This is a genomic window from Erythrobacter litoralis HTCC2594 (assembly GCF_000013005.1).
Lineage (GTDB): Bacteria > Pseudomonadota > Alphaproteobacteria > Sphingomonadales > Sphingomonadaceae > Parerythrobacter > Parerythrobacter litoralis_A.
Genome location: NC_007722.1, coordinates 967,685 through 992,718, shown reverse-complemented (window position 1 = coordinate 992,718; position 25,034 = coordinate 967,685). Strand labels below are relative to the sequence as shown.

Below are 25,034 nucleotides of genomic sequence, written 5' to 3'. Positions count from 1 at the left end.
TCGTACCCCCACTCGACCGGAAAGACCTCTCGCTATGCCGTGCGCGATACACGCCCGCCAGCGTGCCGCGTCAATTGTCCCGAGATTTCAAGCTCGAGTAAGGCGAGTTGTACCGCTGCCGCGGGCTCGCCCGACTGGCGGATCAATTCGTCGACCGCTACCGGTGCCGTTGTCAGCAGACCCGCGACGTCGGCGGGTTCGGCCTCGGCAAGCTCTTCCGGCGCGGGATCGAATTCCAGCGCGGCGGCTTCGCGAAAACTCGAGCGCGGCGAGCCGTCGAAGCCCTGCAGCAATTCGACCACGTCTTCCGGCTGCTGCACCAGTACAGCCCCGTCGCGGATGAGCTGGTTGCACCCTTGCGAGCGCGCATCGAGTGGGGAGCCGGGAATCGCCATGACCTCCCTCCCCGCCTCGCCCGCCAACCGCGCGGTGATGAGCGAGCCGGACTTGGGCGCAGCCTCGACCACCAGCGTGCCCGCCGCCAGCCCGGCAATGATGCGGTTGCGGCTGGGAAAGTGGCTTCCGCGCGGCTCTGTGCCCGGTGGCTGTTCGGCAAGGAGCAGCGCCTCGCTCGCGATCCGCTCCTGCAGTTCGGCATGTTGAGGCGGGTAGGCGATGTCGATACCGCTGGCGATGACCCCGATCGTCCCCGGAAACGCCCCTTCGTGGCAGGCCCCGTCGATCCCGCGCGCGAGCCCTGAGACGACCGCAATCCCCTCGCCCGCCAGCGCGCTGGCGAATTCGCGTGCCAGCTTGATCGAGGCCGCGCTGGCGTTGCGGGCGCCGACCATGGCGACGCATGTCTGTGCGGCAATGGCCAGGTCGCCGCGAAAGGTCAGGATAGGCGGCGCGCTGTCGAGCTGGGCGAGCAGCGCGGGATAATCGGGCTGGTCGTGGAACAGGTAGCGCGCTCCTGCCTCGCGGACCGCATCGACTTCGCGCTCGATCCTGTCGCGCGGCGCGGGCCTGTATTGCCGGCCGCCTTTCTTGCCGAGATCGGGCAGCGCCTCCAGCGCAGCTTCCGCCGTGCCGAAGCGCGCCATTAGCTGGCGATAGCTCACCGGCCCGATATGCGGCGAGCGCAGCAGCCGGATGCGGGCGAAAGCTTCGGCTTGCGAGAGAGCGACCTCTGCCATCAAGCGCTACGGTTTGTTCCCCACCCTGGGTTCCTCTCCGCGCAGCAGGCGGCGGATATTGGCGCGGTGCAGCCAGATGATGATGACCGCAATGATCACCAGCGGCGGCACGAATGTCGGTCTCCCGAAATACCACGCTGCCCCCGCGGCGGCGACCACCGCGCTCATGCCGGCGACCGAACTGATCCGCGTGATCGCCAGCATCACCAGCCAGACGAAAGCGTAGGCGAGGCCGATGCCCCAGCCGAGCCCGAAACAGACCCCGGCGTTGGTCGCGACGCCCTTCCCGCCCTTGAAGCCCAGCCAGATTGGAAAGCAATGGCCCACGACCGCGCCCAGCGCGGCCCAGCCGATGTCGTTCTGGAAATAGCGCCAGGCGATCCAGACCGGTACGAAGCCTTTGACCAGGTCGAGCACCAAGGTCAGCGCGGCCAGCCCCTTGTTGCCCGTGCGCAGGACGTTGGTCGCACCGATATTGCCGCTGCCGATGGAGCGTACGTCGCCCATCCCGGCCATCCGCGTCAGCAACAGGCCGAACGGGATCGACCCGAAGGCATATCCGATCAGCGCAGCGATCGACGGGTCGAGATTGTAGTCCATGAAACGGGCCTCCCAGAGAAATATATCTCTATCCGTTCGGGCTGAGCTGGTGGCGCGTCGCGCCGTCTGCGACTCCGAAGCCCTGCCCTTCGTCTTTGACCTTGCTCTAAAAGTAAGTACGGCCCTTCGACAAGCTCAGGGCGAACGGAAATCTCTATTTTGGACGCGTCATCTCCCATCCTGTTGTTCGACACCGGTGTCGGCGGGCTGACGGTGCTGGCCGAACTGCGCAAGGTGCTGCCCAATGCGCCGGTGATCTATGCCGCCGACTATGCCGGCCTGCCCTATGGCACCAAGACCGAGGCGGAAGTTGCCGCGCGGGTCTGCGGCCTGCTGGGCCGGATGAGCGAACGCTATCAACCGCGCGCCATCTGTATTGCCTGTAATACCGCCAGCACCATTGCGCTCGGCATGGTGAGGGAAGTTCTCGAAGTACCGATCATCGGCACGGTGCCCGCCATCAAGCCGGCTGCCGCAATGACCGAGACCGGCGTAATCGGCCTGCTCGGCACGGCTGCGACCGTGCGCCAGCCCTATGTCGACCGGCTCGAAGCGGAATTCGCCAGCGACACGGTGCTGATCCGCTTCGCCGCTTCGGGCCTCGTGGACCTGGCCGAGGCCAAGCTGCGCGGCGAGACAGTGGGGACGAATAGCCTGCGCGCGGAGGTACGCGCTCTGCTGGAAGCGGAGAACGCCGACAGGATCGACACGCTCGTCCTCGCCTGCACCCATTTTCCGCTGCTCGAAGAAGAGTTGTTGCAAGTTTTCGGCCCGCAGGTGCGAATGGTGCATGGTGCCGAAGGTATCGCCCGCCGCATCGCCGCCGTCACCCACGGCCAGCAGTTCGCGCGTACCACTCCGGATCGTTTCATCACGACCGGCAGCGCGAAGGATGCAGCGGACCTCGCACATTGTCTGTCGCAATACGGTCTCGACTCGATCGAGGCATTCTGATGCGAATCATTCGCAAAGATCGCGCTGGATAGCGGCGGCTTTTGGCATTATCGGCCCTCATCGAGCTCATGAATTACGACCAGATCTTCGACCAGGCGATCGATCGGCTTCATGCCGAGGGCCGCTACCGGGTGTTCATCGACATCCTGCGCAACAAGGGTGCTTACCCCAACGCGCGGTGCTTCCACGGCCACAACGGGCCCAAGCCGATCACCGTGTGGTGCTCGAACGATTACCTTGCCATGGGGCAGCACCCCAAGGTGATCGAAGCGATGGAAGAGGCGCTGCACGATGTCGGCGCGGGTTCGGGCGGCACGCGCAATATCGGCGGCAACACGCATTACCATGTCGAGCTTGAAGGCGAACTGGCCGACCTTCACGGCAAGCAAGCCGCGCTGCTGTTTACCAGCGGCTATGTCTCCAACGACGCGACCCTCAGCACCCTCGCCAAGCTGCTGCCGGGCTGCGTGATTTTCTCGGACGAACTGAACCACGCCAGCATGATCGCGGGCATCCGCAATTCGGGCTGCGAGAAGCGCGTTTTCCGCCACAACGATCTCGACCATCTCGAGCAATTGCTGGCGGCCGAAGACGAGGCCGCGCCCAAGGTCATCGCTTTCGAAAGCGTCTATTCGATGGATGGCGACGTTGCCCCGATCCACGCGATCTGCGACCTGGCCGAGAAGTACAACGCGCTCACCTATGTCGACGAAGTCCACGCCGTCGGCATGTATGGCGAACACGGCGGTGGCATTTCCGAGCGCGACGAGGCCGCGCACCGGATCGACATTATCGAAGGCACGATGGGCAAGGCCTTCGGCGTGATGGGCGGCTATATCGCGGCCGACAAGAAGATCGTCGACTGCATCCGCTCTTACGCCCCCGGCTTCATCTTCACGACCTCGCTCAGCCCTGCCCTGGTGGCAGGTGTGCTCGCCAGCGTGAAGCACCTCAAGCAGTCGAGCGAAGAGCGCGACGCGCAGCAGGCCAATGCGGATTTGCTCAAGGGTAAATTCCGCGCAGCCGGCCTGCCGGTGATGGACAGCACCACTCATATCGTTCCGCTGATGGTCGGCGATCCTGTCCGCGCCAAGAAGATCAGCGACATCCTGCTCGCCGAATACGGCGTCTATGTGCAGCCGATCAATTTCCCGACCGTCCCGCGCGGCACCGAGCGCCTGCGCTTCACGCCCGGCCCGATGCACACCGAAGCGATGATGAACGAGCTGACCGGCGCACTGGTCGAGATATGGGACAGGCTGGAGCTGGACCTGCGCAAGGCCGCTTAGCCGTGGCGCAGGCGGCCGATCCCGATTTTCGGCACGAAATGCCCCCTGAAATCGAAAAGCTGCTCGCTGCCGATGGCGAGCTCAAATCGCGCTGGGACGCGTTGACCGAACTCGGCCGAAACGAATTTATCTGCTGGACCATTTCCGCCAAACAGGAAGCCACCCGCGAGAAACGACGCCAACGCCTGGTCGAGGAAGTGCTCGATGGCAAGAAACGTCCATGTTGCTGGCCCGGCTGCCCGCATCGTCGGCAATCGGCGCGGAAGTTCGTCGACGCCTAGCGACCGCTGCCGTAGCGTCCTTGGACCTGCCCTTCCGCTGCGCTAGCTCTGCCGCACACAGATTCGGGAGAGACAAGCGTGTACGGCAACCCTGACCAGAGATATGACGAAGTCGTTCTCGGACGGCGCTCGATCCGCGGGTATCTGGACAAGCCGGTGCCGCGGGACCTGATCGAGGAAGTGCTGGCGATGGCGATGCGATCGCCCTCCTCCATGAACACGCAGCCCTATCACTTCCATGTCATCACCGGCGAACCGCTCGACCGGATACGCAAGGGCAATACCGAGAATATCCTCGCCGGTGTGCCCGACAGCCGCGAGTTCCGGCGCGGACAGCCCTTTGCCGGCAAACATCGCGACCGGCAGGTCGGCTGTGCGGTGCAGCTGTTCGAAGCCATGGGCATCGAGCGCGACGACAAGGAAAAGCGCCAGGACTGGGTGCTGCGCGGTTTCCGCCAATTCGATGCGCCGGTCTGCGTGATCGTGACTTATGACAAGGAGTTGTCCGACAGCGACGACACCGCCTTCGATTGCGGCGCGGTCACCACCGCGCTGGTCAATGCGGCATGGAGCCGGGGCCTTGGCTGCGTCATCAATTCGCAGGGCATCATGCAGTCGCCGGTCGTGCGCGAGCATGCCGCCATCCCCGACGATCAGGTCATCATGAAAGCGGTCGCGATGGGCTGGCCCGATCCGGACTTCCCGGCCAATCCGGTCAAGATCACCCGCCGCGAGGTTTCGGAAGCGGCGCGTTTCGTGGGCTTCGAGAGTTAGTCGACCGCCTTCGAAGCGATGGCGGCGGCGCGAATATAGGGTAGCGACGGCGCGATCCGGTAACCCGGCACATGGTTCGCGAAATGACGCAGCCAGGTCGCGTGGCCACTACCGACAATCAGCAGGACACGGTCACCCGGCTCGGCGACCATGTCGAGCTTGCCGAACATCTTGGCATTGCGCATGTACCAGTAGGCATTGAGCTCGGCGCCCGGTTGGCGATCTCCGTCGCCGATCGGAATGAGACCGTAATAGATTTCGTCGTGTCCCGCATCGACCACGTCCGGGTCATTGTGCCAGATCAGCGATTGCGCGATCGATTGCTCCGCCAGTTTCGCCTGCTCTTCGCTTACGCGCTTCTCGACGACTGCAAACAGTCCGGCGACGATATCGGACTGGTCCGTGTCGGCGGCGACCGCTTGCACTTCGCCCATCGGGAAATAATTCGGCTCATCCGCATCGGCGCGCTCGTCGATGCCGTAGACCGCCCTGTGATCGAGCATGTCGGCAATGCGATAGCCGATCTGGATGCTTTCGTTCCGCCGCGTCGCGAGAAGCTCGTCGACTTCGGCGAAATTAGCGAGTTCGAAGCTGGACGCCTCGGCGACGCTTTCGACCATGATCTTGGTCGGCTTCCACTGCGCCAGTGTTTCGGACAGGATCGCGATTTCTCGCTGACGCTGGGGCGAAAGCACGTCGTCCACTTCCATGTTGACGACGTCCTGCCCCGGATTGGCGAAGTGATAGCTGCCCACGATCATCACTTCGACCGGCGCAGGGTTGGCGGAGTCTTCGGGTTCCTGCGCGGCAGCATTAGTGCCCAATGCCAAAGCCAACGCGGCGACAAGCGACAGAAATTTCATGGAAACTCTCCGTTGTATTAGTTACACAATACACTCGAAGCATTCTCGCGCAACCAGACGTTTCCCCCTTCTGCAGATTGACCACATGACCGCCCGGCGGCATGCTGGCGACAGGGAGAAAATGCCATGGCTTCGAGTGCTGACGTCATCGATCGCGAAACGCTGGACACCGGCAAGCTCGACATCCGGCCGCTTACACCCGCCATCGGCGCGGAAATTCATGATATCGACCTCGGCGCGGGCGACGTCGGTGACAGCATCCCGGCAATCCGCGCGGCCCTGCTCAAATTCGGCGTGATCTTCTTCCGCGACCAGGACCTGACGCAAGACCAGCACATCGCTTTCGCGCGCCATTTCGGCAAGCTCGAAGTGCATCCGGCGACGCCGAGGGACCAGCCCAACCCCGAGGTGCTGCGCATCGCCCACGGACCCAAGAGCCGGGGGCAGGAGAACAACTGGCATTCCGACGTGACCTGGCGCGAGAAGCCCTCGCTCGGATCGATCCTGCTGGCGCGCGAAGTGCCCGAGGTTGGCGGCGATACGCTGTTTGCCAACATGCACCTCGCCTTTGAGCGGCTCAGCCCGAAGATGCGCGAATTCTGCGAGGGACTGACGGCAGTGCACGATATCAGCCGCGTCTTCGCCAAACGCCTCGGCAAGACGCCGGAAGAATTGCACGAGAAGTACCCGCCGATGCGCCATCCGGTCATCCGCACGCACCCGGAAACCGGCGAGCGCGTGGTGTACGTCAACAACGGTTTCACCAGCCATATCGAGGGGCTGTCGCCCGATGAGAGCCGCTGGCTGCTCGACCACCTCTACAAGACCGCGTGGGACGTCGAGATCCAATGCCGTTTCCGCTGGAAGGCCGGGTCGATCGCCTTCTGGGACAACCGCGTGTGCCAGCACCTGGCGGTCAGCGATTATTTCCCGGCGAAAAGGGTAATGGAGCGGGTAACGATTGCCGGCGACAAGCCGTTTTTTCGCCGGGACTGATAGCCCGTCCCCCCCTGTGATACGGGCCGTTTCTTAGCCCGATGGTAACCATTTTTCACGTAATACTACCTTCTCCAGAGACAGTTGCTGTCCGTGAAGGCGAGGAAATATGTCAGTCCGCAGTTTGTTCCAGGGCCGCTCGTCGGGTTCAGACGCAAGCTCGGCTGCGAACGACGCTGGCGTCATCGGGCCCGGCGACACCAGGCGTCGCTTGCAGGTCCTCGAAGATATCGAGCAATCCGGCATCGGATGGATCTGGGCCAGCGATGCCGACGGGCGGCTGATCTACCTTACCGAGGGTGCCTGCCAGCATCTGGATCGCGGCCCGGAAGAATTGCTGGGGACGCCGCTCGTCGAGCTGTTCGAGACCGATCCCGACGATCCCGACGGCGGCACTTCGCGCCCGCTCAATTTCCAGCTCAAGGCGCATAACAAGCTCAAGGACCTCACTGTCCGTTTCGCGCTGCGAAAGTCCGCCAGCGACGTGAAACAGACGTGGTGGTCATTGACCGCGCATCCCAAATTCGATGGCTCCGGCAATTTCTGTGGCTATCGCGGCAATGCGAAAGACATCACGGTCGAATACGAGCGCAAGCTGGTCGACACCAAGCTTGCCGAATACGACTCGCTGACCGGTCTCGCCAACCGCCACTACATGAACAAGCGGCTGGAGAATATCCTCGCTGCCTACAAGACCGCCAAGCGGTCCTGCGCGCTGATGATGCTGGACCTCGACAAGTTCAAGCAGGTCAACGACACGATGGGCCACCCGGCCGGCGATGCCGTGCTGGTGCAGGCCTCCGAACGGCTGCGCGCCATCATCGGCGATCGCGGCGAGATCGGGCGGCTCGGCGGTGACGAATTCCAGGTCATCCTCCCCGATATCGACGATCGCGGCACGCTCGGGGAAATTGCCGAGAAGATCATCAAGATCGTCTCCCAGCCCTACCCCGTCGAAGACGACAAGCGCGCCATCATCGGCACCTCTGTCGGCATCGCCATCGCGCCCTATGACGGGGTCGAGAAGGAAGAACTGGTCAAGGGTTCGGACCTCGCGCTCTACGCCGCCAAGAACGGCGGGCGCGGCCAGTTCCGTTTCTACCACGCCGATCTGAAGGACGAAGAGCAGGAACGGCAGGCGTTGCTCGACGACCTTAGGCAGGCTCTCGCGGCCGGCGAGCTCCAGCTCAATTACCAGCCGGTCGTGCGCGCGGACGACAACCAGGTGGTCTGTCTCGAAGCGCTGATGCGCTGGCACCACGAAGAACGCGGGTCCGTCAGCCCGGACGTTTTCATTCCGGTCGCGGAAGAATCGGACCTGATCATCCAGATGGGCGAATGGGCGCTGCGCCAGGCCTGCGAGGATGCGCTCCAGTGGCCGAAATCGGTGCGCGTTGCGGTCAATGTTTCGGCCGTGCAGTTCGCCAGCAAGAGTTTCCCCGAAACCGTCGCCAACGTGCTTGCACATACCGGGATCGACGCCGACCGGCTCGAGCTGGAGCTGACCGAAAGCGTCTTTTTGGGCGATACCGACGCGACGGAAGAGACTTTCAAGATGCTCAAGAGCCTCGGCGTCAGGCTGGCGCTCGACGATTTCGGCACCGGCTACTCCTCGCTCAGCTACCTGCGCTCCGCTCCGTTCGACAAGATCAAGGTCGATCGCAGTTTCGTCGATTCCTGTACCGAGCAGGAAAAGAACAGCGCCAAGATTATCGCCGCCATCGTGGGCCTCTCCAACGCGCTCGGCATGGAAACGACCGTCGAAGGCGTGGAAGCGTTCGACCAGCTCGAGATTGTGCGCTCCAAGGGTGCCAAGCTGATCCAGGGCTGGCTCTATGCTCGGGCCATGGCGCAGGAAACGATCCTGCAGATGATGGCTTCCGGCGAGTTCAAGATCGAGCCCGACGGGCCCGACATGCACCGCCGCGAGCGTCGCAGCGTTTTCCGCAGGATCGGGATCATCCACGGCGACCATCATTACCGCGCCGTCATGCGCGATCTCTCCACCACCGGGGCACGGATCGAAGGACTTGTCGGCGTACCAAAGGGGACTGCGTTGGTGCTGGACCTCGGGGCCGGACAGCTGGTCGTGTGCGAAGTCACCCGCAGCAAGGAAGCGATGATCGGTGTTGAATTCGAAACCCCGCTGGTCAGCGACGGCGCCGGCGGCCTCGTCACGCGACACCGCGTGTCGCCCTATGCGCTGGCTGCTGCCGGCATGCCGCTGACCGCACTGCCCGATGGATCCTACCCGATGGAACAGTTGCACGGCGTCCCGAAAGGCAAACCGCAATTTCTCGAAGTAATCGTCGGCAACAGGTAGTTCACAGCCCTCGCGGCACCATTGCAATTGCTGTGCGTTGCAGCAATATGTTGGATATGGGACAAGATCGGCCGATCGATGGAAGTGGGGCACCCGGGGCAGACGACACACGCGTTGAGGTGCAACCGCCGGCGCAGTGGGTCCTCGACCTGATCGAGGCCAGCCCGATCGCATCGGTCGTGTCCGATCCGCGTCTCGCCGACAATCCGCTGATCGCCATCAACCAGGCCTTCACCGACCTGACCGGCTATTCCGAAGAAGAATGCGTCGGCCGCAATTGCCGATTCCTGGCAGGTTCCGGCACCGAGCCGTGGCTGACCGACAAGATCCGCCAAGGCGTGCGCGAGCACAAGCCGGTGCTGGTCGAGATCCTGAACTACAAGAAGGACGGCACGCCGTTCCGCAATGCCGTGCTCGTTGCACCGATCTACGATGACGACGACGAGCTTCTCTATTTCCTCGGCAGCCAGGTCGAAGTCGACGACGACCAGCCCAACATGGGCATGGCGCGCCGCGAACGCGCCGCGGAAATGCTCAAGACGCTGTCGCCGCGCCAGCTCGAGGTTACGACGCTGGTGGCATCGGGCTTGCGCAACAAGGAAGTGGCGGCCCGGCTCGGCCTGTCGGAGAAAACCGTCAAGATGCACCGCGGGCTGGTGATGGAAAAGCTCAACCTGAAGACCAGCGCCGATCTGGTGCGCATTGCCGTCGAAGCCGGAATCTGAGCGGTCCTGACGCTACGGCCCTGACGCTACGGTATTGTGTCCATCATGGGCCAAGGTCCATATTTTCTTCTCGCAAAGACAGGCCTAGGCCCGGATTGTGACTGGGTCGGGCCGGTAGAGTTTCCTCCTGTCCCTCCCGAAGCGTCTTCTGACTGGCCCGGTCACTAATACGATGCGCGAACCGAGCCGCCTCTACCGCGCATCGGGCCCTAGAGGGTCGCAGAACAGGACCGCCGCGACAGATCCCCGTCTGCGGCGGTCTTTTCATTCGGTTGGAGCAGCGTCCCTGCCGTTCACTACAAATTGCTTTGCGCCCGGCTCGATCGCACCGGCGAACAGCCATTCGAGCATAGCGTCGCGCAGCGCCCGTTGTCGGAGCGGCGGCAGCGCGTCCCAACCATGGCCCATGCCCGCAATTTCCCAATACTCGAAGGTAGTATTCCCGCTAGCCTCAAGGTCCCCAACCAAGGCCCGCGCGCTTTCGATCGGCGTGTTCTCGTGGTCGCGTTCGCCATGCACGATGAGAAGCGGCACTCTGTTGTCCGCAAGCGGCGAACTCAGTCGCGAGCGCAGGCGGGAGGCCCACGTCGCGTGGCTTTCTCCATTCCAGACCAGGCTACCGCTCGGATTGGCCAATATCCCCGCAAAATCCGCCCGCAGATCGGCCAGACATTCGGCGCGTTTATCCGCCATCTCCGGTGGACACGCCCAGAAGCGCTCGAAATGTTCGGCCATGGTCAAACCGCCGCCCATCGCGCCGAGCACCGCCCTTTCGATATCCGGTCGATACACCAGCATCTGCGCACCGATATCGCCGCCGTCGGACCAGCCCCAGAGGAGAATGCGTCCGTCCCACCACGGGGCCTTCGCTTGCAGATGCTGCAATACCCTCAGATGGTCGAGCACACGGTTCTGTATCGTGTAGTAGTCGTGAAAGGCTTGCGAACATTGCGCTTGGGGATCGGCGGCATCGGCTGCGACCCCGGGCTTTTCGATCATCAGCCGGGCAAAGGGAACGGGATCGCCTGCGGTCGGAGCGTAGTCGCCCCATGAGCTGGGACGACGCTGTCCCAGACAACCGGAACCGTCGATGACCACCAAAAGGGGCACCTTGCCATCGACATCGGGGCGGTCGACGTAGAAGTGGATTACCCGCTCATCGACCGCTGCGACTGTATGGTCCGTGGAGATGACCGGTGCCGCGGCCGCTGCGGCTGGCGAGATGATCGTGAACAGGAAAGAAGTCGCCAGCGACAATGCCGGGAAGCGCATCAGCGCAGGCTCACTACGTTGTCGCTGACCGGCAGTTCGCGATCGCCGCGGTACAGGCTGGCCATAGGTTCGTCCTCCACCACGATCTGCTCGGCATTGCCGAAGCCGTTGAAGCCGGTCTTCATCGCCGCTCCGTAAGCGCCGAGCATGCCCACTTCGATATAATCACCGGCCTGGATGTCTTCGGGCAGGTTGAACGGCCCTTCCATGTAGTCGGCATCGTCGCAGGTCGGGCCGTAGAAGGCGAAGGGCATGTCCGGCTTGATGAGGTCGTCCTCAAGCGCGCGGACGGGGAATTTCCATCCGACATGCGCGGCATCATAGAGCGCGCCATACGCGCCGTCATTGATGTACAGTTCCTCACCACGGCGTTTGTCGACGCGCACGGTCAGCGAGGAATATTCCGCACACAGCGCCCTGCCCGGCTCGCACCACAGCTCGGCATTGTAGGCGATGGGCAGCGCTTCGAAATGCTTGTGGATGATCGCGAAGTAATCTTCCAGCGGCGGCGGCTCCATGCCCGGATAGACGCTTGGGAAGCCTCCTCCGACGTCGATCATGTCGATCACCACGGAGGCATCGGCGATGGCTGCGCGCACACGCTCGATCGCCTGGACATAGGCGAAGGGCGTCATCGCCTGGCTGCCGACATGGAAGCACACGCCCAGCCAGTCGCAATGCTGGCGCGCAAGTTGCAGCAGGGCCGGCGCTTCGGTCAGGTCGCAGCCGAACTTGCTGGCGAGCGAGAGCTCGGAATAGTCGGACGAGACGCGGATACGGACGCAAAGCTTCAGATCTTTCGCCGGATTGCCCTGCGCGTCGCTGCAAGCCTCGACGATCTTGGCCAGCTCTTCCTCGGTATCGAGGCTGAAAGTGCGCACGCCGTGCTGGTGGTAAGCCTCGGCGATCGCGCGCGGGGTCTTCACCGGGTGCATGAAGCATAACACGGCGTCCGGCAGCGCATCGCGCACCAGCCGCACTTCGGCGATGCTGGCGACATCATAATGCGTCACGCCGCTCGCCCGCAGGATCTGGAGCAGATCCGGCGAAGGATTGGCCTTCACCGCATAGAGCACCTTGCCCGGAAACTTCTCGACGAAGAAGCGGGCGGCGCGCTGGGCGGCGTGCGGGCGGTTGAGGATGACAGGCTCGTCCGGCGCAAGGGCGCGGATTACGGACTTGGCGTCGGGAAAGGTGTGCAACTCAAGGGACCCCCAGAAGGTAAGTTCTGAACAAGGCTGCCTTGCGGTTAAGGACCCCCTGGGGCAGCGGAACGCGCGCCCTAGGGTTATGAGGGGTCTGACGCAAGGAAAAAGTGCCGGTTTCCCTTACCAATGAGCGCCCTTGGCGCGTGTTCCGAAATCGACCGTCCGCTAGTTGAAAGAGACCTGCGGAACCTGGTCGACCACGCCCTGCTCGCTATCGTCCAGACGGTGAAAGTCCGCCTCCTGAAAGCCGAGCATTCCGGCAAACAGCACCGCCGGAAAGCTTTCGCGGGCGGTATTGAAGCGCGAAACCGCTGCGTTGAGCGCGCGGCGGGCGGCGGCGAGCTTGTCTTCGGTGCGCGACAACTCGCGCTGCAATTCCTGGAAATTGGTATTGGCCTTGAGGTCGGGATAGTTCTCCGCCAGCGCCAGCAGCCGGTCGAGCGCGACTTTCAACTGCGCCTCGTCGGAGGACGACAATTGGCCCGACGCCGCACGGTTGCGCGCTTCGGTCACCTGCTCAAGCGTGTCGGATTCGTGCGAAGCGTAGCCCTTCACCGTCTCGACGAGATTGGGGATCAGATCGTGCCGCTGGCGCAGCTGGGCGTCGATATCGGCGACACCCTGCTTGACGTTCTGGCGCAGGCCAACGAGCCGGTTGTAAATACCGATCACGAACAACGCGATCACGGCCAGAACCACGATACCAATCACCAATTCCATCGCCCCACCCCCTTGTCTGACTGGCCCGCATAGGAGACCATGGGCTGCAAGCGGTCAAGGGGGGCAGCGACAAGCATGGTGGACGTGCCGGACATCGATCACTTGATGGCGGGTCCGCTCGGTCAATTCCTGGAGCAACAACGCGGCGCGCGCGCCGATGCGGTCAAGCAGGCATGGTCGCGCGGGTGGAAAGCGGCAATTATCGCCGGGCCGCTGATGCTGTTCGGGCTGATCGCGATCCCGATCGAGTTGGTGCCCAAGTTGTGGGCCTGCGGCTTTCTCGTCACGTTGATCTACGGCTGGGCGACCGCGCCCATTCGGGCCGCCAGAAAGCGGGTCAAGATCGGCATCAACGAAGGCATCGCCGATGCGCTGGGCATGTCCTACAGTCACGATGGCGACGAGGGCCGCGAATTCGAACTCGCCAAGCAGTTCCGCCTGTTGCCAAAGCACCAGAAGTCCTCCGTCGAGGATTTCTGGAGCGGCACACTCGGCGGCTACGGCTTCCTGCTGCACGAAGCGCACCTGCAGGAGAAGCGCGGCTCGGGCAAGAACCGGCGCTGGGTCACCGTCTTTCGCGGCGCAATCATCCGCATCGGCTCGGGCAAGCGCTTCCACGGCACCACGCTCGTGCAGCGCGCGGGCAAGCATAAGAGCTGGTTCGGCTGGGGCGGGCGCAAGGATAGCGTGAAGTTCGACGGACACCGGCTCGACGCGGTCGACATGGTCCATCCCGATTTCGAGGACACCTTCGAAGTGTGGAGCGACGACCAGGTCGAGGCCCGCTATCTCGTCGATCCGCTCTATGTCGAGCGCCTGATCGCGATGGAGGGCGCGTTCCACGGCAGGGATATCTGCTCGCTGTTCATCGAAGGCGACATCATCGTCGCCGTGCGCAGCGGCAACATGTTCGAAAGCGGCACGATGAACCCGGCCAGCGACCGCTTCATGGTCGAGCGCTGCGCCGAGCAATTCGCGGCGATGGGAAGGCTCGCCCAGCAGGTGAACCGCCAGCTCGGCTGGGCCGACGATCGGGCGGGTTAGCCCCGCTGTCTAGCTCAGGCGGTCGCGGAAGTCCTCGTAGCCGAACTCCTTCACGAGCTCGAGCTGGTCGGTCTCGCTGTCCCACAACCAGATGCTCGGCAGCGGCACACCGTTGAAGGTGTTGGTCTTGACCATCGAATAATGCGCCTGATCGAGAAAGGCGATGCGTTGGCCCGGCTCGTTGGGCTCCGGCAGGTGGTAATCCCCAATCACATCGCCGGCGAGGCAGGATGGACCGCCGAGGCGCACTGCTCCTTGAGCTCCAGCGAAGGCTGGAGCCTCCCTCGGTTCAGAGCCAGTTTGAGAAAGGTCCCAGCTTTCGCTGGGACTCGCTTCAATATTCTCATGCAACATCGCCGGACGGTAGGGCGCCTCGATCACGTCGGGCATGTGGCAGGTGGCGGAGACGTCGGTGATCGCAAACGGCACTTCGTTCACGCCATTGTCGAGGATCGTCCCGACGAGGATACCCGCATCGAGCGCCACCGCTTCACCCGGTTCGAGATAGATTTCCGCACCTGTGTCTTCCTTCGCGTCCTTGAGGAGTTCGACCAGTTCCTCGCGCTGGTAATCGGCGCGGGTGATGTGGTGGCCGCCACCCATGTTGATCCATTTGAGCTGGCCAAACCACGGCTCGATTGCGTCGAAGACCTTGTCCCACGTTCTATGCAGCGGCTCGAAATCCTGCTCGCACAGATTGTGGAAGTGGATGCCTTCGATCCCTTCCATGATCTCCGGCGTCAGCTGGTCGATCGGGAAGCCGAGCCGCGAGCCCGGGCTGGAGGGGTCGTAGCGCGGCACTTCGCCTGTCGGCACTTGCGGATTGATGCGCAGCCCGACGGAGAAATCACCGCCAGTCACCTGTGCCTGCTCCAGGATCAGCCGCGCCCGCTCGATCTGTTGCGGCGAATTGAAGATGACATGGTCGGACAGGCGGCAGACCTCTTCCAGATCCTCCGGCTTGTAAGCCGCGCAATAGGTGCTGATCTCGCCATCGTAGAACTCGCTCGCCAGCCGCGCTTCGAAGAGGCCGCTTGTGCAAACCCCGTCGAGATATTCCCCGATGATCGGAGCAACCGAAAACATGCTGAACGCCTTGAGCGCGCTGAGCATCTTGGTCTCCGACACATCGCGGATTTCAGCGAGTATTTGCAGATTGGCGCGCAACTTTGCCGCATCGACGACGAAAGCGGGGCTATCGACTCGATTCAGGTCGAAATGGGCGAAAGCCCCCGGATCGCCGGCTTTGGTTTCCATTTTTGACGTTTTGCCTTTTAGGTTCACGCAGAGAGCGCAGAGGAAAGGAGGACGCGGAGGGATTATTCAGCCTTATAGTTGTTGACCAACCTTCTAATGCCTTCACGCATTGTGGCAGCAGAGAAATTGAGGAGCAGCCCTACTGGCTGGTTGCTGAGGCGCAGGTAGGTGAGCAATTGCTTCGCATGGGCTTTGCTGAGTTGTTCGACCGACTTGATTTCGAGGATCAACGCGTCCTCGACCAGAATATCGATCTTGAATGCCGCGCCGAAGGCGTGGCCATCAAACTCAATGGGCACAGGCAGTTGCCGTTCCACCCGTAAGCCACGCTTTTCAAGCCTGCCCGCCAGCACAGTTTCATAAACGGTCTCGAATAAGCCTGGCCCCAGCTCCCTGTGAATACCGATAGCTTCCTCGATAACGATGGAGGAAATCCCAACGCTGCAATTCAGCACCTCTGCGATCTCCTTTCCTCTGCGCTCTCTGCGCGAACCAAATTCTCTAGAAGTCCACCGGCCCGTCCAGCTCCTTCACCTGCCACGGCAGGCCATGCTCATTGAGCATCTCCATGAACGGATCGGGGTCCATCTCTTCCATGTTGAAGACACCGTCGCCTTTCCACTTGCCGGTCACCATCATGGCCGAACCGATCATTGCCGGGACGCCGGTGGTGTAGCTGACGGCCTGGTTGCCGGTTTCCTCATAGGCGGCTTCGTGGCTGCAGATATTATTGATGTAGAAGGTCTTCTCGCCTGAACCGTCGAGCGCTTCGCCGGTCGCGATGACGCCGATGTTGGTGTTGCCCTTGGTCGTTTCGCCCAGCGTTTCGGGCTTGGGCAACACCGCGGCGAGGAATTGCAGCGGGATGATTTCGCGGCCCTTGTACTTGATCGGATCGATCCGAGTCATGCCGACATTCTGCAGCACGGTCAGGTGCTTGATGTATTCGTCGCCGAAAGTCATCCAGAAGCGCGCGCGCTCCAGCTCCGGATTGAACTTGGCGAGGCTTTCCAGCTCCTCGTGATACATCATGTAGGCGTTCTTCTCGCCCACGCCTTCGAAGTCGAAGGTGATCTTCTTGCCCATCGCGGGGGTCTCGACGAATTCGCCGTTCTCCCAGTGGCGCGCGGGCGCAGTCACTTCGCGGATGTTGATTTCCGGATTGAAATTGGTGGCAAAGGCCTGGCCGTGATCGCCGCCATTGCAGTCGAGGATGTCGAGCTGGCGGATGGTCTTTAGCTTGTGCTTCTTCAGCCACATGGTGAAGACGCTGGTCACGCCGGGATCGAAGCCCGAGCCGAGCAGCGCCATCAGCCCTGCATCCTTGAAACGGTCGTGATAAACCCATTGCCATTTATATTCGAACTTGGCCTCGTCCTTAGGCTCGTAATTGGCGGTGTCGAGGTAATCGACGCCCGCTTCGAGGCATGCATCCATGATCGGCAGGTCCTGATACGGCAGCGCCAGGTTGACCACGAGGCTCGGCTGCACCTTGCGGATCAGGTTGACCATGGCCGGGACTTCTTCGGCGTCGATTTCGTAGGTCGCCACATCGACACCCGCGCGATCCTTCACGCTGGCAGCGATGGCATCGCATTTGCTTTTGGTGCGGCTGGCGAGGTGGATGCTCGTGAAGATGTCGGAATTGAACGCCATCTTGTGGACGCAGACCGAGCTGACGCCGCCGGCACCGATTACGAGGACTGTGGACATGGAGGGGGCCTTTCGAATGCGAATCTTGCGCTGCTCTTAGTCGAATGCGCTATCACGGCAAAATGATCCGAAAACCCACCCGCGACGGCGTGCTCGAAGCAGCCGCGAAGATCGCAGACATCCTGCCGCCGACCCCGCTGCTGCCGGTCGAAATCGACGGCACAAATTGCTGGGTAAAGGCGGAGAACCTGCAGCCCGTCGGCGCGTTCAAGATCCGTGGCGCGTGGCATCGGCTCTCGGCGATGAGCGAGGAGGAGAGGTCGCGCGGCGTGGTCGCGGTGTCCTCGGGCAATCACGCGCGAGGCGTGGCCTGGGCCGCACGGCGGCTGGGTATCGCCGCGACCATCGTGATGCCGCGCGATGCGCCGAAGGTGAAGCTGGAAGCGACCAAGGCGCTCGGTGCCGAGGTGGTGCTCTATGAGCGCCCCGGCGAGGATCGCGATGAAGTGGCCGCGACGCTGATTGCGGAACGCGGCGGCACGCTGGTTCACGCCTTTGGCGATCCGTGGGTCATCGAGGGACAAGGCAGCGCAGGGATCGAGATTACTGAACAGCTGGGTCGCCAGCCCTCGCGCATCGTCGCTTGTTGCGGCGGCGGAGGCTTGGCCGCTGGGCTCGCCCTCGCCTGCCCGGACAGCGCGATCGTGCCGGTCGAGCCGGATGGCTGGGACATGGTCGGGCAAGCATTGAAAGCGGGCGAGATCGTGGCCGTTGGCGACGATGCACCTGCGACCATCTGCGATGCGCTGCAGCCCACGACGACCAAGCCGGTCAACCTCGCTGTCTTGCAAGGACGCTCGGAGCCCGGCGTCACCGTCAGCGACGATGAAGTCCGCGCGGCGCAGCGCTTTGCGTTTTCGCACCTGCGCCTCGTCGTGGAACCCGGCGGTGCCGCAGCGCTGGCCGCGGCGATTGCAGGCAAGGTGTCGCTCGACGCGCACACGGTTCTGATGATCACCGGTGGCAACACCGACGCCGCCAGCTTCGCGGCAACCATTGCCGCCTGATTGACAATCCCCGGCGCCCCCGCCACCAAAGCCGTTCCATAAGGGAAGGGGAACCCATGCAAGCGCAAATGCTCGCACCGGCCGCCGTGCTGGTGCTGTGGTCGATCATCATGCTGTTCTGGATGGCCGGCACCCGGCTGCCCGCGATCTCGAAGTCCGGCAGCGGTCTGGGCGACGCGAAGCCCGGTGGGCGCGGACAGGATCTGGAGGGCGTGATCCCGGACAAGATCAATTGGAAAGCGCACAATTACGCGCACCTGATGGAACAGCCGACGATCTTCTACCCGACCGTCGTCATACTCGCGATCATGGGCGCTGGTGCGATGGATGTGCTGGCAGCGTGGATCTACGTGGCGCTGCGGATCGTGCATTCGGTCTATCAAGCAACGGTCAATGTGGTGAAGGTCCGCTTCTTGATCTTCCTGCTGGCGACTATCGCGCTCACGATACTCGCCATCCGCGCCGCGATGGCGACCCTCTTCCACGATCCCGGAGTTCTCGCATGATCGGAATGAATGTCCTCCAGTCGGTGGTCGCGCTGGCAATCTGGACCATGGTGATGTGGGCTTGGATGTATGCCACCCGCATCCCGGCGATGAGCAAGGCGCCCGATATTCCCGCGCCATCGCAGCTGGTCGGCCTTACGGGGGCATCCCTGCGGGCAAAGCTGCCGGATAAAGTCAATTGGAAGGCTGACAATTACAATCACCTGCACGAGCAGCCGACGGTGTTCTACGCGGTCGCTATCGTACTGGCGATCACCGGCCAGGGCGACGGGGTCAATGCGCTGCTGGGCTGGATCTACATGGGCCTGCGAGTGATCCACTCGCTGGTACAGGTCACGGCCAATGCCGTACTGGTTCGCTTCGTCCTGTTCGCGCTCTCGAGCCTGGTGCTGATCGCGTTGATCTTCCACGCGAGCGTGACGGTGTTCGATATCCATTTGTAAGAAACGCGGGAGTCCCAGCGGAGGCTGGGACCTCATACCACTGGCGCGATGCCAGGCTGATGGAGGCCCCAGCCTACGCTGGGGCTCGCCCGAAGTTCACTCCGCCGCCTCGGTTTGAGGCGCGTGGACATGGCCGTCGATGTCGATTTCCAGGTTTGCGAGGAAGCGTTCTGCATCGAGCGCGGCCATGCAGCCCACACCCGCAGCGGTGACCGCCTGGCGATAGATGTGATCCATCACGTCGCCGGCGGCAAATACGCCCGGAATCGCGGTCTTGGGCGTGCCCGGCTCGACCAGCAAATAGCCGGTTTCGTCCATCGGCAGCTTGCCTTTGAACAATTCGGTCGCAGGCGCGTGGCCGATCGCGACGAAGGCTCCGTCGACTTCGAGGTTGGACAATTCGCCGGTCTGCGTGTCCTTGAGCACGAGATGGCTCAGCATGCCGTCTTCACCCGCCTCGAAGCTCTCGACGGTTTTGTTCCACAGGGTCGAGATCTTGTCCGACTTGAACAGCCGCTCCTGCAGGATTTTCTCGCTGCGCAGCTCGTCGCGGCGATGGATCAGCGTCACGTCGTCGGAATGATTGGTAAGATAGAGCGCTTCCTCGACCGCGGTATTGCCACCGCCGATGACCGCGACTTTCTTGCCGCGATAGAAGAACCCGTCGCAGGTCGCACAGGCGGAAACGCCCTTGCCGCCGAGTTCCTGCTCGCCGGGCACGCCGAGCCACTTGGCCTGCGCGCCGGTGGCGATGATCAGCACGTCGCCGATATATTCATCGCCGCTGTCGCCGACGGCGCGGAAGGGCGAGCCGTTCTCGATATCGACGTCGACGATGGTATCCCACATCATGCGCGTGCCGACATGCTCGGCCTGCTTCTGCATCTGCTCCATCAGCCACGGCCCCTGGATCACCTCTTCGAAGCCGGGATAGTTCTCGACATCGGTAGTGATGGTCAGCTGGCCGCCGGGCTGGATACCCTGCACCACGATCGGTTCCATCATCGCGCGCGCGCCATAGATCGCGGCGGAATAACCGGCCGGGCCGGAACCGATGATGAGCATCTTGGTGCGATGGGTAGTCATTTTCTCGTGTCCTGTCTGGGGCGCGGTCTCTTGCCGCGAGCCGAAAGCCCTCTCTGCGGGCTGCTCCTGCGCCGGTCCAGCCGATCTGGTTAGCTTTCCACCAGATGCAAGCGCAGCGCGGCGCGCCTTTCTTCGTCGACGCCAAGCACATCTTCAAGAAAACCGTCGACCGAACCGTGCGATTCGGTCACCGCCTTGCGCGAAGCCTGTAGATAGCGCGCATCGACGCCCATCACCACGCGCACCGTCTCGTCGTCGACATCGCCATAGCGCGCGCGGATTGTCGGCGCGCTTTGGGCTACCCGCGCATCCTGGTCGCCGACATGGTTGGTGAGCAGAAAATCCTCCATCGCGTCGTCAGGATGGACGCCAAGCGCGTGGTGCAGCAAGTCCACCGCCATGCCGGTGCGGTCCTTGCCCGCATGGCAGTGAACGAGACTTGCGCCCTTACCCTCCGCAAGCGCTTCGAAATAGCGTTTGAGAACCCAGATCAAATTGGTCCGCTGCGGAAGCGTGGAATAGAGCTTCTCCATCGCCCGGTGCGCGTCCTCGGCCGTCATAGCGCCATCGAGCGCACCGAGATGCGCGCCAAGCCCGGCCGTTTCGCCGTCAAAATAGAGCAATTCGCCCGCGAAACCGCTCGGGAGGCGCACAGGGTGGCTCGTCCGCTCTCCATTGCCGCGCAGATCGATCACATGCGCGAGACCGAGCCCATGCATGGCCTCGAGATCGCCGTCCGAGGCTTCGGAATGATGGCCGGAGCGGAACAGCAGGCCGGTCCTTACCCTGCCCCCACCGGCGGTGGCATAGCCCCCGTAATCGCGGAAATTATGGACCTGTTGCAGCGGCAGCACGCGGTTGTCTGTCATGCAAAGTCCAGTGGCACGGCGTATCCGGTCGCTCAACCCTAGATCGGCACCGACGCGAGATCGTTGGTAAACGCCTCGGTCCAGTCCTGCACATTGTCGTCGCGCACGGTGCCGATCGTGCCTTCGTAGCGCCGCTTGCGCTCGTCGAGCGGCATGTCGAGCGCCTTCTTGATCGCATGGCTGAGATCGTCGGGGCTATGCGGATTGACCAGTACCGCATCGGGCAACTGCGCCGCCGCGCCGGCAAAGCGCGAGAGGATCAGCACGCCGGGGTCTTCCGGGTCCTGCGCGGCGAGATATTCTTTCGCCACCAGGTTCATTCCGTCACGAAGGGGCGTGACAAGCCCGATCTTGCTGGCGCGGAAGAAGCCATACAGCTCGGCATGGCTGTAGCCGCGGTTGACATAACGGATCGGTACGACATCGACTTCGGAGCGCGCGCCATTGATCTGGCCGCTCTTCTGCTCGAGCACGGTGCGGATCTGCTGGTAGCTCTCGACATCCTCGCGGCTCGGCGGCGCAATCTGGATAAAGACGAGGTCACGTACACGATCCGGATGCTGGTCGAAGAAGCGCCCGATGCCGTCGATACGCTCCGGCAGTCCCTTGGAATAATCGAGCCGGTCGACCCCGATCATCGCGGTGCGGTGGCGTACGGATGACATCAGGCGCTGCTGCGCCTGCCGCGCTTCACCGGTTTCGCCCTGCGCCTGGAAATGATCCCAGTCGATACCGATCGGATAGGCCTTGGCGAGCACGGTGCGGCCCTCGTAGGAAATCCGGCCCGTCTCCTCGTCCACCTCCGCGCCCAGCTCCTTGGAGCAATAATGCAGGAAGCTTTCCAGCCATTCCTGCGTCTGGAAACCGATCACATCGTAATCCAGCATGGTCTTCACCAAGCGGTCATGGAACGGCAGCGAGACGAACAGCCGCGTCGGTGGCCAGGGGATGTGGAGGAAGAAGCCGATGCGGTTCTTGAGGCCGCGCGAGCGCAGCCGTTCGCCCAGCGGCAGAAGGTGGTAGTCGTGCACCCAGACGAGGTCGTCTTCCTCGATCAGCGGGGTTACGCATTCCGCGAACCGCTCGTTGACGCGTTCGTAGCCCTTGCCGGTTTCGCGTTCATATTCAGTGAGATCAAGGCGATAGTGAAACAGCGGCCACAGCGTCGAATTGGCGTAGCCGTTGTAATATTCGTCGATATCGCGGGTCGAGAGATCGATGGTCGCGGTCGTCACGCCGTCGTTGCGCTGCAGGTTGATATTGCCGGTGCGGTCCTCGCTCTCCTGACCCGACCAGCCGAACCAGATGCCGCCGAATTTCTTGAGCGCAGAGTTGAGCGCGCCGGCCAGCCCGCCCTGCGCCCCCGCCGCGCCGCGCGCCTTGGGCACGGCGACGCGATTGGAAATGACGACCAGGCGGCTCACTTCATCGCACCTCGCTCCATGGTTTGGACAACAGCCCCGCACAGTTGATTATACCTACCAGCGAGTAGGTCTGCGGGAAGTTCCCCCACAGTTCGCCCGTTTCCCAGTCTAGATCCTCGCTGAGCATGCCCGACCCGGTCGTGTGGCCGAGCATGGTGCAGAACAGCCCGCGCGCCTCCTCGCTCCGCCCCGCAAGGTGAAGCGCCTCGATCAGCCAGAAGGTGCAGACGTTGAAAGCGGTTTCGGGCGCGCCGAAATCGTCCTCGGCGGCGTAGCGAAGCATGTGTTCGCCGCGGCGCAGCTCCTTCTCGATAGCGGCAAACGTCGACTGGAATCTCGGATCGTCCGGCATGAGGAAGCGCAGATCGATCATCTGCAGCAGGCTGGCGTCGAGATAATCGCTTTCGAAGCTCGCCTTATAATGCCCTGAATCACCGTTGTTATCGCCTTCGACCCAGGCCTCTTTCTCGATCCTCGCGCGGATCGCATCGGCCCGGTCGCGCCACAGCGTCGCGCGTTCGGTCTTGCCGAGCCGCTCGGCGGTTCCGGCCAATCGATCGCAGGCCGCCCAGCTCATGACGGCTGAATAGGTGTGCACTTCCTGGCGAGTGCGGAATTCCCACAGACCGGCGTCGGGCTGGTCGTGCATCTTCCACGCCATCTCGCCCACCTGTTCGAGGCTTTCGAAGTCATGGTCGTCGGCGATGCGCAACAAGCGCTTGTCGATGAAGCCCTGCACCGTCGGCAGCACGATCTGGCCATAGCAATCGTGCTGGACCTGTTTGTAGGCGGCATTGCCGACCCGCACCGGTCCCATCCCGCGATAGCCCGCGAGATAGGCGGCGGTCGTCTCGTCGAGCTCGCTTTCGCCCATCACCGAATAGAGTGGCTGGATCTGGCCGCCCTTGGCGCTGTCGACGATATTCCTGAGGTACGCGAGATACTTTTCCAACACGTCGAGCGCGCCCAATCTGTTGAGCGCCTGCACGGTGTAATAGGAATCGCGGATCCAGCAGTAGCGGTAGTCCCAGTTGCGCTCCGAATGCGGCGCTTCGGGGATCGAGGTGGTCAGCGCGGCAACGATCGCGCCGGTTTCCTCGTGCTGGCACAGCTTGAGCGTGATGGCGCAGCGGATGACTTCGTCCTGCCATTCGAAAGGCGTCGCCAGCCCCCGCACCCAGGCCTGCCAGTATTTGCGGGTGGACTGCTCGATCCGCCGGATTTCCTCGCGAAGATTGCCGACGAAGGGCTCGTCCGGTCCGAGGAAGAAATGCGTATCGTCCTCGATCCGGAAGGTCCGGTTTTCCAGCACATAGCCGACCGGCGCGTCGGTGCTGAGCCGCAGGCCCTGCTGGCCGACGAGATAGCGGACATGGTTGGTGCCGTTGGTCGTCTCGACCGTCTGTGCGCCGTAATTCTTCATCGGTCGCAGCACGACCTTGATACGCGGGTTGCCGGCGATCGGCCGCACGATGCGCCCGAAAGCGACCGGGCGGTACATCCGACCCTTGCCTTCGTAGCGGGGACAGAAATCGAGCACTTCGACCGCGCTGCCGTCTTCTGCCTCAAGTCGCGTAATCAGGATCGGCGTGTTGCGAATGTATTCCTGTGTCGCACTGACCTGCCCGTCGAGCTCGAAACGCCAGATCCCGGAATCGCGATTGCCATCGTTGAGCAGCGAGCAGAATACCGGATCGCCATCGACCCGCGGCACACAGCCCCAGACCAGCGCGCCCGTCCGGTCGATCAGGCCGGAGACCTGGCAATTGCCGATCGGCCACAATTGCAGGTCGGACATTACAGCTTCAGCCATGCGTGGACGTCTTTCACAGAATTCAGGTGATAGATGGCGTTGTCGCTCGGGCGCTCGCCGACAGCGATGCCGAAACCGCCCAGCGCGGCGGCGGCGGCCATGCCGTCTTCGTCGGTAACATCGTCACCGATGAAGACGGGTCTGGCTCCGGCGAAAGGCGCGCGTTCGGCGAGCAATCGTACCGCCCCGCCCTTGTCGGCGCCTGGCCAGACCAGCTCGACGACGCACTTGCCATGCTTGGCCGAAAGGCCGTGTTCGCTCGCCACAGACGCGGCGATGTCCTGCACTGCCCGCTTCTGCGATGGCTCGGCCCGGTAGTGGATAGCACCGCCGTGGGTTTTGCGCTCATAGAGCAGACCACGCTCAGCGGCGAAGCGCTTGAGCGTTGCGATGACCTCATCCGGCAGAGCCTGCGCCTCCCGCAACATCGCGCCATTTGGTGCGACCACATGCGCACCATGCGAACCCGCACGATAAAAGTCTGCGGTGTCGAGGAAACTCTCGAGATTTTCGAGGCTGCGGCCTGTCACGACGGCAAGCCGCTGGCCGAGCCTCGCGGCGAGCCGCGCCAGCCGCGATCCAAGGTCCTTGGCGACGTCGATTTTGTCGGGACCCTCGGCAATCTTCACCAGCGTTCCATCGAAATCGACGAACAAGGCGTGCTCGGTCAGTTCGGCCAGAGGCGGCGGCGGTGGGAGAGTGCTGCGCTGCAACATTGGCGACACGCATAG

Annotated in this window: 25 protein-coding genes; 11 read left to right on the top strand and 14 right to left on the bottom strand. The window is 62.8% G+C overall.

The genetic code is table 11. The features are described 5' to 3' along the window. Window positions 1-32: 32 nt before the first annotated feature. Window positions 33-1,136, bottom strand: a complete 1,104-nt coding sequence (gene dprA, locus EL2594_RS04745) for a DNA-processing protein DprA (RefSeq protein WP_011413888.1) — start codon at window positions 1,134-1,136, stop codon at window positions 33-35. Between the two features lie 6 nt (window positions 1,137-1,142). Next, window positions 1,143-1,736 carry a glycerol-3-phosphate 1-O-acyltransferase PlsY gene (gene plsY, locus EL2594_RS04740; RefSeq protein ID WP_011413887.1) on the bottom strand — a complete coding sequence of 198 codons (594 nt, stop codon included), beginning with the start codon at window positions 1,734-1,736 and terminating at the stop codon, window positions 1,143-1,145. A gap of 159 nt (window positions 1,737-1,895) precedes the next feature. Between plsY and murI the strand changes: the two genes are divergently transcribed. The 4 genes from murI to EL2594_RS04720 all read left to right on the top strand — a co-directional run bounded on the left by murI (window position 1,896) and on the right by EL2594_RS04720 (window position 5,034). After that, window positions 1,896-2,690: a glutamate racemase gene (gene murI / locus EL2594_RS04735; RefSeq protein ID WP_041685076.1), complete on the top strand. Its 795-nt coding sequence runs from the start codon at window positions 1,896-1,898 to the stop codon at window positions 2,688-2,690. 68 nt (window positions 2,691-2,758) lie between these two features. Beyond that, the gene (gene hemA / locus EL2594_RS04730; protein WP_011413885.1) at window positions 2,759-3,979 is read left to right on the top strand and encodes a 5-aminolevulinate synthase; all 1,221 of its coding nucleotides are present in this window, start codon (window positions 2,759-2,761) and stop codon (window positions 3,977-3,979) included. Window positions 3,980-3,981: 2 nt separating this feature from the next. After that, entirely contained in the window at window positions 3,982-4,260 is a 279-nt protein-coding gene (locus EL2594_RS04725) for a YdeI/OmpD-associated family protein (RefSeq protein WP_011413884.1), read from the top strand. 78 nt (window positions 4,261-4,338) lie between these two features. Then, the gene (locus EL2594_RS04720; RefSeq protein ID WP_011413883.1) at window positions 4,339-5,034 is read left to right on the top strand and encodes a nitroreductase; all 696 of its coding nucleotides are present in this window, start codon (window positions 4,339-4,341) and stop codon (window positions 5,032-5,034) included. Here the strand turns inward: EL2594_RS04720 and EL2594_RS04715 are convergent. Next, a complete protein-coding gene (locus EL2594_RS04715) occupies window positions 5,031-5,897 on the bottom strand; it encodes a DUF5694 domain-containing protein (protein ID WP_011413882.1) in 867 nt (288 codons plus the stop codon). The genes EL2594_RS04720 and EL2594_RS04715 overlap by 4 nt on opposite strands. A gap of 126 nt (window positions 5,898-6,023) precedes the next feature. Here EL2594_RS04715 and EL2594_RS04710 point away from each other — a divergent pair, with 126 nt between their 5' ends. The 3 genes from EL2594_RS04710 (at window position 6,024) to EL2594_RS04700 (ending at window position 9,941) form a co-directional block, all read left to right on the top strand. Continuing rightward, on the top strand, window positions 6,024-6,893 hold the full coding sequence (locus EL2594_RS04710) for a TauD/TfdA dioxygenase family protein (protein ID WP_011413881.1): 870 nt from the start codon (window positions 6,024-6,026) through the stop codon (window positions 6,891-6,893). A gap of 109 nt (window positions 6,894-7,002) precedes the next feature. After that, complete coding sequence (locus EL2594_RS04705) at window positions 7,003-9,216, top strand: putative bifunctional diguanylate cyclase/phosphodiesterase (RefSeq protein ID WP_011413880.1); 2,214 nt, start codon at window positions 7,003-7,005, stop codon at window positions 9,214-9,216. Between the two features lie 47 nt (window positions 9,217-9,263). Continuing rightward, the gene (locus EL2594_RS04700) at window positions 9,264-9,941 is read left to right on the top strand and encodes a LuxR C-terminal-related transcriptional regulator (protein WP_011413879.1); all 678 of its coding nucleotides are present in this window, start codon (window positions 9,264-9,266) and stop codon (window positions 9,939-9,941) included. A 264-nt stretch (window positions 9,942-10,205) separates the two neighbouring features. Here EL2594_RS04700 and EL2594_RS04695 read toward each other — a convergent pair whose 3' ends face one another. From EL2594_RS04695 to EL2594_RS04685, 3 genes are all read right to left on the bottom strand, one after another. Further along, a complete protein-coding gene (locus tag EL2594_RS04695) occupies window positions 10,206-11,213 on the bottom strand; it encodes an alpha/beta hydrolase family protein (RefSeq protein WP_011413878.1) in 1,008 nt (335 codons plus the stop codon). Further along, a complete protein-coding gene (locus tag EL2594_RS04690; RefSeq protein WP_011413877.1) occupies window positions 11,213-12,415 on the bottom strand; it encodes a type III PLP-dependent enzyme in 1,203 nt (400 codons plus the stop codon). The genes EL2594_RS04695 and EL2594_RS04690 overlap by 1 nt, the downstream gene beginning before the upstream one ends. A gap of 171 nt (window positions 12,416-12,586) precedes the next feature. Then, window positions 12,587-13,141: a LemA family protein gene (locus EL2594_RS04685; protein ID WP_011413876.1), complete on the bottom strand. Its 555-nt coding sequence runs from the start codon at window positions 13,139-13,141 to the stop codon at window positions 12,587-12,589. Window positions 13,142-13,216: 75 nt separating this feature from the next. On the opposite strand from EL2594_RS04685, the gene EL2594_RS04680 reads away from it, so the two are divergent. Beyond that, the gene (locus tag EL2594_RS04680; protein WP_011413875.1) at window positions 13,217-14,185 is read left to right on the top strand and encodes a DUF3137 domain-containing protein; all 969 of its coding nucleotides are present in this window, start codon (window positions 13,217-13,219) and stop codon (window positions 14,183-14,185) included. Window positions 14,186-14,194: 9 nt separating this feature from the next. Here EL2594_RS04680 and EL2594_RS04675 read toward each other — a convergent pair whose 3' ends face one another. The 3 genes from EL2594_RS04675 to EL2594_RS04665 all read right to left on the bottom strand — a co-directional run bounded on the left by EL2594_RS04675 (window position 14,195) and on the right by EL2594_RS04665 (window position 17,155). Beyond that, window positions 14,195-15,442, bottom strand: coding sequence for a carboxynorspermidine decarboxylase (locus tag EL2594_RS04675; protein ID WP_011413874.1), 1,248 nt, complete (start codon window positions 15,440-15,442; stop codon window positions 14,195-14,197). Window positions 15,443-15,504: 62 nt separating this feature from the next. Then, a complete protein-coding gene (locus EL2594_RS04670; RefSeq protein WP_011413873.1) occupies window positions 15,505-15,897 on the bottom strand; it encodes a GxxExxY protein in 393 nt (130 codons plus the stop codon). A gap of 46 nt (window positions 15,898-15,943) precedes the next feature. Then, on the bottom strand, window positions 15,944-17,155 hold the full coding sequence (locus EL2594_RS04665) for a saccharopine dehydrogenase family protein (protein WP_011413872.1): 1,212 nt from the start codon (window positions 17,153-17,155) through the stop codon (window positions 15,944-15,946). Window positions 17,156-17,217: 62 nt separating this feature from the next. On the opposite strand from EL2594_RS04665, the gene EL2594_RS04660 reads away from it, so the two are divergent. Genes EL2594_RS04660 through EL2594_RS04650 form a run of 3 tightly spaced genes read left to right on the top strand, consistent with a single transcriptional unit; the run spans window position 17,218 to window position 19,111 of the window. Then, window positions 17,218-18,162 carry a threonine ammonia-lyase gene (locus EL2594_RS04660; protein ID WP_049762530.1) on the top strand — a complete coding sequence of 315 codons (945 nt, stop codon included), beginning with the start codon at window positions 17,218-17,220 and terminating at the stop codon, window positions 18,160-18,162. A 56-nt stretch (window positions 18,163-18,218) separates the two neighbouring features. Next, window positions 18,219-18,668, top strand: coding sequence for an MAPEG family protein (locus tag EL2594_RS04655; RefSeq protein WP_011413870.1), 450 nt, complete (start codon window positions 18,219-18,221; stop codon window positions 18,666-18,668). Continuing rightward, window positions 18,665-19,111, top strand: coding sequence for an MAPEG family protein (locus EL2594_RS04650; protein WP_011413869.1), 447 nt, complete (start codon window positions 18,665-18,667; stop codon window positions 19,109-19,111). Before EL2594_RS04655 ends, EL2594_RS04650 begins: the two co-directional genes overlap by 4 nt. A 96-nt stretch (window positions 19,112-19,207) precedes the next feature. Here EL2594_RS04650 and trxB read toward each other — a convergent pair whose 3' ends face one another. From trxB to otsB, 5 genes are all read right to left on the bottom strand, one after another. Continuing rightward, window positions 19,208-20,197: a thioredoxin-disulfide reductase gene (gene trxB, locus EL2594_RS04645; RefSeq protein ID WP_011413868.1), complete on the bottom strand. Its 990-nt coding sequence runs from the start codon at window positions 20,195-20,197 to the stop codon at window positions 19,208-19,210. An 89-nt stretch (window positions 20,198-20,286) separates the two neighbouring features. Continuing rightward, on the bottom strand, window positions 20,287-21,066 hold the full coding sequence (locus EL2594_RS04640; protein ID WP_011413867.1) for a tyrosine-protein phosphatase: 780 nt from the start codon (window positions 21,064-21,066) through the stop codon (window positions 20,287-20,289). A gap of 38 nt (window positions 21,067-21,104) precedes the next feature. Then, window positions 21,105-22,490 (bottom strand): alpha,alpha-trehalose-phosphate synthase (UDP-forming), encoded by a 1,386-nt coding sequence (locus EL2594_RS04635; RefSeq protein WP_011413866.1) that lies wholly within the window; start codon window positions 22,488-22,490, stop codon window positions 21,105-21,107. Window position 22,491: 1 nt separating this feature from the next. Next, window positions 22,492-24,288: a glycoside hydrolase family 15 protein gene (locus tag EL2594_RS04630; RefSeq protein ID WP_011413865.1), complete on the bottom strand. Its 1,797-nt coding sequence runs from the start codon at window positions 24,286-24,288 to the stop codon at window positions 22,492-22,494. Beyond that, entirely contained in the window at window positions 24,288-25,019 is a 732-nt protein-coding gene (gene otsB / locus EL2594_RS04625) for a trehalose-phosphatase (protein ID WP_011413864.1), read from the bottom strand. Before otsB ends, EL2594_RS04630 begins: the two co-directional genes overlap by 1 nt. Window positions 25,020-25,034 lie beyond the last annotated feature (15 nt).